This is a genomic window from Halorubrum sp. C191 (genome assembly GCF_002727095.1).
Lineage (GTDB): Archaea > Halobacteriota > Halobacteria > Halobacteriales > Haloferacaceae > Halorubrum > Halorubrum ezzemoulense.
This window is the reverse complement of sequence record NZ_NHNZ01000223.1, coordinates 1-5,891: the sequence shown is the minus strand read 5'-3', so window position 1 is coordinate 5,891 and position 5,891 is coordinate 1. Positions and strand designations below refer to the sequence as shown.

The 5,891-nt window shown below is 59.3% G+C and carries 5 protein-coding genes; 2 read left to right on the top strand and 3 right to left on the bottom strand.

The annotated features are described in order from the left end of the window. Positions 1-141: 141 nt before the first annotated feature. Together rdfA and Z052_RS18965 are read right to left on the bottom strand one after the other, a co-directional pair. Positions 142-741 carry a rod-determining factor RdfA gene (rdfA, locus tag Z052_RS18970; protein WP_099289367.1) on the bottom strand — a complete coding sequence of 200 codons (600 nt, stop codon included), beginning with the start codon at positions 739-741 and terminating at the stop codon, positions 142-144. Positions 742-832: 91 nt separating this feature from the next. Then, on the bottom strand, positions 833-2,779 hold the full coding sequence (locus Z052_RS18965) for an archaea-specific SMC-related protein (protein ID WP_099289366.1): 1,947 nt from the start codon (positions 2,777-2,779) through the stop codon (positions 833-835). Between the two features lie 101 nt (positions 2,780-2,880). Here Z052_RS18965 and Z052_RS18960 point away from each other — a divergent pair, with 101 nt between their 5' ends. Beyond that, entirely contained in the window at positions 2,881-3,516 is a 636-nt protein-coding gene (locus tag Z052_RS18960) for an IS6 family transposase (RefSeq protein WP_099289368.1), read from the top strand. Positions 3,517-3,668: 152 nt separating this feature from the next. On the opposite strand, the gene Z052_RS18955 is transcribed toward Z052_RS18960, so the two are convergent. After that, positions 3,669-4,037: a hypothetical protein gene (locus Z052_RS18955; RefSeq protein WP_099289365.1), complete on the bottom strand. Its 369-nt coding sequence runs from the start codon at positions 4,035-4,037 to the stop codon at positions 3,669-3,671. 118 nt (positions 4,038-4,155) lie between these two features. Between Z052_RS18955 and Z052_RS20005 the strand changes: the two genes are divergently transcribed. Beyond that, positions 4,156-5,706, top strand: a complete 1,551-nt coding sequence (locus tag Z052_RS20005; RefSeq protein ID WP_144050081.1) for a hypothetical protein — start codon at positions 4,156-4,158, stop codon at positions 5,704-5,706. Positions 5,707-5,891 lie beyond the last annotated feature (185 nt).

Genomic DNA, 5,891 nt, shown 5'->3' with positions numbered 1-5,891 from the left:
AACGCGCTCAACCGAGCAAACGGTTACTCTCAGCGGTGGATGGCTTCGGTCGCCCGTCCGGACCAAGATAGTGAGCTCATCGAAGTGAGACTATACTGTAGTATTATCATCCAGTTTTGTATCCTTTCAAGTTGATATTATTTACCGTGCGCATCCACAGCCGCCGTTCCGAAACAGTTCGCCGAGGGGGTAGTCCGACCCGCAGGCCGGACAGACCGCACGGAGGTCAACAAGGATGTCGTAGTCATCCCGGTCGAGCTCGTCAACTGATGCCAGCGAGGCGACCGCGGACTCCGACACCGCGGCGACTCGCCCCTCGAGTTTCTCGATCGTTTCGACCTTCCGCTCGACCGGCGCCGTCTCGTTCTCCGGGAGGCTCGCGTTCCGGTCCGTCGTGAGATACGTGTGGATCGCTTGGTGGGTCACAAAGTCGTTCGTAAGCCTCTCTGGGTCGGCTCCCTCACGCTCCAGTCGGCGCTTCGCGCGCGTTCTCTCGGGACCGGAGCCGTGCCTGAGCGACTCGTACGTTCCGTCCACTTGGAAGCTCACCGGGGAGACACCGACCCTCCTGAGCGCCGCTTCCAGCACCGCCTGATTGAACTCGTCAGCGAGGTCCCGGAGGCTCATCCGCTCGCCGGTCTCATCCGTCCACGACGCCTCCAGCTGTGCGCCCATCCCTTCGAGGTCGTACTCCTCGATGACCCGCGAGACCTTGGTCCGTCTGCCGCTCGACTGCGTCATACCGGTAGTAGCTCTGGTACCGTTACAAAATTAACGGTGTAATAGTTCGTGGCCGTCCCCGAGTGGCGCGGCCGTCGATGACGAGCCGGGGTCAGTCGATCCTCTCGACGTAGGTGTACATCTCGGGGAGCGCGGCAGCGTCCTCCGGGAGGAGGGCGGCGACTAGGTATTCTGCGTGGTCGCGGAAGTAGTCCACGACGCGGGCGATACGGTCGGCGTCGATCGCCTCCAGCGAGTCGAGGATGATGAACGGCACCGCCTCGTGGACCTCGTGGACGAGGTAGCCGGCGAGCGCAAAGACGAGCCCCGTCACCTCTCGTTCGCTCTCCGAGAGGTGGTCGATCGTGTCCTCGTACGTGGTGCCGTCGTCGGCCGTGCGGACGATGTGGAGGTCGAACTGGGTTTTCGTCACCTTACGGCGGCCCTCGCGAACCTCCGCCTCACGCCGCTCGATCCAGATGCGATCGAGGTTCTCGTACTCGAGGACGTCGAGCACCGTGTCCATGTGGCCGTTGAACGACTCGACAGCCTGCTCCTCGATGCGGTCGACGCGCGTTCGGAGGTCGGTCAAACGCTCCGAGATCTCTTCACGCTCGTCTTCGAGAGAGGCACGCCCATCGATGGCCGCCTCGCGCTCCTCAATCGTCGATTCGATCTCCTCCAGGTCGTCCTCGAGGCGGTCGATGCGAAGCTCGATGCCGTTTGCCTCGCGGTGAAGCTCAAGCGCCTCGTCGTGTCCCTCCACGTCGATGGACTCCGCCTCGGATTCCAATTCCTCGATCTCCGACTCCTTTTCGGCTATCCGGTCCTCGATGTCGTCGATGCGTGTCCGAGTGGACTCGATCTCGGACTGGACCTCCGAGAGGCGCCGCTCGGATTCCCGTCGTTCGCGCTGCTGTCGCTGCAGCTCGGACTGGCGGTCGGTGAGTTCATTGATCTCCGAACGGAGCTTGTTCCGTTCATCGAGCTTCGACGCCCTGAATTCGCGTAGCCGGTCGAGCGTGATCTCGATCTGGTCCGTGTCCACCTCGGATCCACACGTCCAGCACGCCGTCTCCCCTCCGGTGGTCAGCGCCGCAGTGGGATCGCGTCCGTCCGCCGCCTCCTCGATGGCGGCATCGACGTCGAGACCGTCCCCCTCGACCATGTCCTCGTTGAAGCTGATCACGCTCCCGAGTTGGTTTATTGTGTCATCCAACGAGCGCTTGCGCCGACGCAGCTCGTCGATACGTCCTGCGAGCCGATCCGGATTCTCTTCAAGATCGTCGACTGCCGCGAGGGTCTCCTCGAGGTCGTCGCACTCCCCTTCGAGCTGGGCAAGCGTCGACCGTTCGGTCTCGAGGTCGAACTCAAGTTCCTCCAGATCGGCGCGGGCTTCCCGGACGCGCTGGAACGCGTCCTCAAGCTCCTGCTTACGCGTGCGGCTCTCCTCGACGCCAGCATCAAGTCGGTCCAGTTGCTCCCGGACGGCCGCGAGTTCGTCACGGGCGTCGTCGAGCTCCGCCCGTATCTCGCGGCGGTCAACCTCCAACTCCGGTAGCTCTCGTTCCAGCTCGTTCAGCCGCTCGATCTCTGCCTTGAGCTCGTCACGCTGCCGTCGACACGTCTCGATCTCCGCCTCGATGTGGTCCGTGTCGATCGGCCGCATGATGATCTTCCGCAGGTCCTCATCACGTGCCACCGCCCGACGCGCCTCGTTATTCTCGACCAGAAACGCGAACAGGTCTGCGAGTTCCGGGTCGTCGAGATACGGATCGCCACCGAACTCGACCGCCCCGTTCCGGCGCGTGAGCGTTCGCGTGTACGTCTTGCCCCCGAGTTCCAGCGTCACTGACCCCTCGTCGGCGTCGCCTTTCAGGGAACTGCGTTCGCTGCCGAGACCCGCCATTAACGCCTGTAGGAATGATGTCCGGTTCGTGGCGTTGCGGCCAACTAGGACGGAGACGCCCCGAGGAACGGCGACTTCCACTTCGTCGATCCCCCCGACGTTCCGGACGGCTACCTTGGCCGCGGGTTTTGAGAGCTGGTTGTTCGACATGGTGACAACGTGGTCGATGAGCTATTTAAATCTACCTTCCGGTCGTCGGGCGGTGTTCAGATAAGAATGAAGAGCGAGGCAGTGTGTTTTCTGAGTGGTTCATGCCCGAAAACACACGCCTCAGCGGTAGTATCGACCAGATCGAATTAGGTTTTGTGGAACGAGAAGCGACACCGAGATTGCTGATGAAGCTCGGTATTCAGCTCCATCTTGCTGGCCTATCACTTTCGAATACAGTTTCTATACTTGAGATATTTGGTGTCGAACGTGCTCGATCAACGGTTCATAATTGGGTTCACAAGGCCGATCTACAGCCCGAAGCTGGTCGGTCTCCGGATCACATTGCAGTTGACGAGACTGTGATCCGACTCAACGATCAGCAATATTGGCTGTATGCTGCCGTCGATCCCGAGACAAGCGAATTGCTCCATACAAAGCTTGAGCCGACGACAACAAAGGTTCTCGCTCATTCGTTTCTAGCGGAACTCTCCGAGAAACACGACGTCTCCGACGCCGTGTTTCTCGTCGATGGATCGCACTCGTTACAAGATGCGTGTCAACGCCACGGCTTCGATTTCAAATACGAAAAACATGGAAATCGGAATGCCGTTGAACATGTCTTTAGAGAAATAAAACGCCGAACTGTCTGTTTCTCAAACTGTTTTAGCAACGCCGAAGCAGAAACCGCCGACGATTGGCTCAGATCGTTCAGCTTCGCATGGAATCAGCTTATCTGAACACGAGGGGTTTATGCGAAAAACATCCTAAGTGACGATGAGGAAAGCCGGTCGAGTTCCTCGACCGGAGAATGATTCAGTCACTGGACCCCGATATCGATCTGTTCAGTCCCAACCCTGAGTGTGCAAGGTAACCGCAGTAAGGAAGACTGCTATCGGATGGAGAAAAAGTAGTTTATCGCCGCAGAGATCCCGCCGAGATCACGGAAGAACTTCGCCAGGGTGCCGAGCCCGATCGTCCCGAGGACACCGCCGACCAGTGGATCGACCGCCATCCCGATCCGAAGCAGCATCCCAAACTCGAACAGTTCGACGAGTAGCAAGCCGCCAGTGAACATAGCAAAGTCGACTGGGACGGCGATCCCGTGCTGGTAGAGGAACCACAGGCTGGCAACACCACCGACCAGTATCCAGAACAGATACTTGCGGCCTCGCTGCGTGGCCCTCTCGGGGTCGCCCTTCCGCCAGTTCTGGAAGTAGTTCGCCGTCTGCAGGAGGGCTTTGAGCAGTCCGGACGTCATTCTGACGTGTCAACCAACCGTTGAATCGCGTATAAGCTTTATTCCGGCCCCTAAATCCGTACGTAGACGATCTGTATTGGGAGCAGATATTTAAGCTAACTTGACGTACTGTATGGAAATGACGGTATTCGGCCGTCTTGGTGCCCTATTCGTGGTCCTCGGCGGGGCAGCCCTCTTGCTCGTGGACTCTCTGCGTTCTCCACTCGGCCTCTGGTACGCGGTCACTGGTATCGTCGCCGGGACAACGATGATGGCGTATACAGTGATATCGCCGCCGTCTCCCCGACGTCTACAGCCTGCTCCCGAACCCACGTATTCTAGCACGTCCAGCGAGTCCACGACAGCTTCAACGACGCAGCAGACCGACTCACAGCCAGTTAATACACCGCAGACAGCCAAGTCCACAGAATCAACCGATCAGGAGCCGGAACCAGCGAGCGACGTCACGGATCCTTCGGAGCCGCCAACATCAGTGGAGAAGCTGAACCTGTCGTCGACCACAGTGAAACGTCCACAGTACCTCCCGAAGAAGATCCAGTCGACGCAGCGAACAGGCTCGTACACCAATTCCTCCCAGACGAGGAAAACGGCGGGGGCGTCGACTCGCCGGAACAGACCCCTCACCTCCACAGCTTCACCAAGCCGGAGCTCACCCACTAGGACCGACAACCAGTATTTCAACCCGGTCGACTCAAGCCGCGAGGTAAAATTCGTCCAGATCGACACCAGATTCAGCTACCTCGACGTCGACTGGGGACCAGAATTCATCAGTCTTGACCCAGTCCCGGATCTCATCGAGATCGATGTCGGGCCAAGTGCCGTGAGCCACGAGCTGGTCCGCAGCCCAATCGAGATCAAGATTTCCTCGTTCCTCAAGGCCCTCCTCGCACCCACTCCACCTAGCTCCTGTACCGCAGCCTCAAACGACAGTGAGCGACCGTCGACAGCAGCGGACAACCACGCTCGTCAGCGGACGGATGACACCGCCACCATTCGGAAATCGGCACCCCGCGATACCTATGAGACTCGGTATAGTGACCAAGACAGGCGTGTGAACCGCCGCCATGAGTCGCTTACAGCCACTAATAGACGGCAGCATCCAGCGGAGGCAGATCCGCGATCCGGCTCAGAACTGGAGAATCATCGCCCGACAGCAGCTGACATAAGCGGCTACGGTGGCCGTAAAGAGATGGACACATTTGAGGGCGTACGTTCCAGTAACCGTTGCTCCCTTGGCTGGGAGCCGGTCATGGGCGAGGAACCGATCGGATTGCAGGACGTGGGTGTAGCTAAAGAGCCGGCGGTCGATGGAGAGTTGAATCATTCACCGCCGCGATGGGAGCCGCCGCAGTGGGATGCCGATCCTTTCGGACTGAGGGACGTCGACCCAGGATTCTCCGAGCTTGAAGAATCAGTGGTGGAACCGGTTGAACAGCCAGAATTCGGGTGGGGAATGTCCGACTGGGAGGCCGGAGTGTCGATCGAGGATCCCGTGGTGGATGCGGAAACCGGTGCGGAGATGGTGGGCTTGGGCGAGTTTACGGAGCCGCCAGAAAGCGCGGTCGGTCTGCCTGGCCCGGACGTCGAAAACGGATCAAACCCGTTGCTACCCGATGCGGAGAGCTTCTTTCCGGAAGAAGACGAGAAGGACAACTGGCTGACGTTCTGATGTCGCTTGCATGGTTAACCGAGGCAAGTCAATAGGCTGTGCAGCCATCGCCACCGATACTTGATTGAAGAGAGGCCTCGACGTTGACGTGAACTACGCGCTGATCCTGACGGCAGGCTAGTATGTCGAGTTGGTCGCTTCGGTACCGCCTGACTGAGCGACGGATTCATACTCACGGACATAAA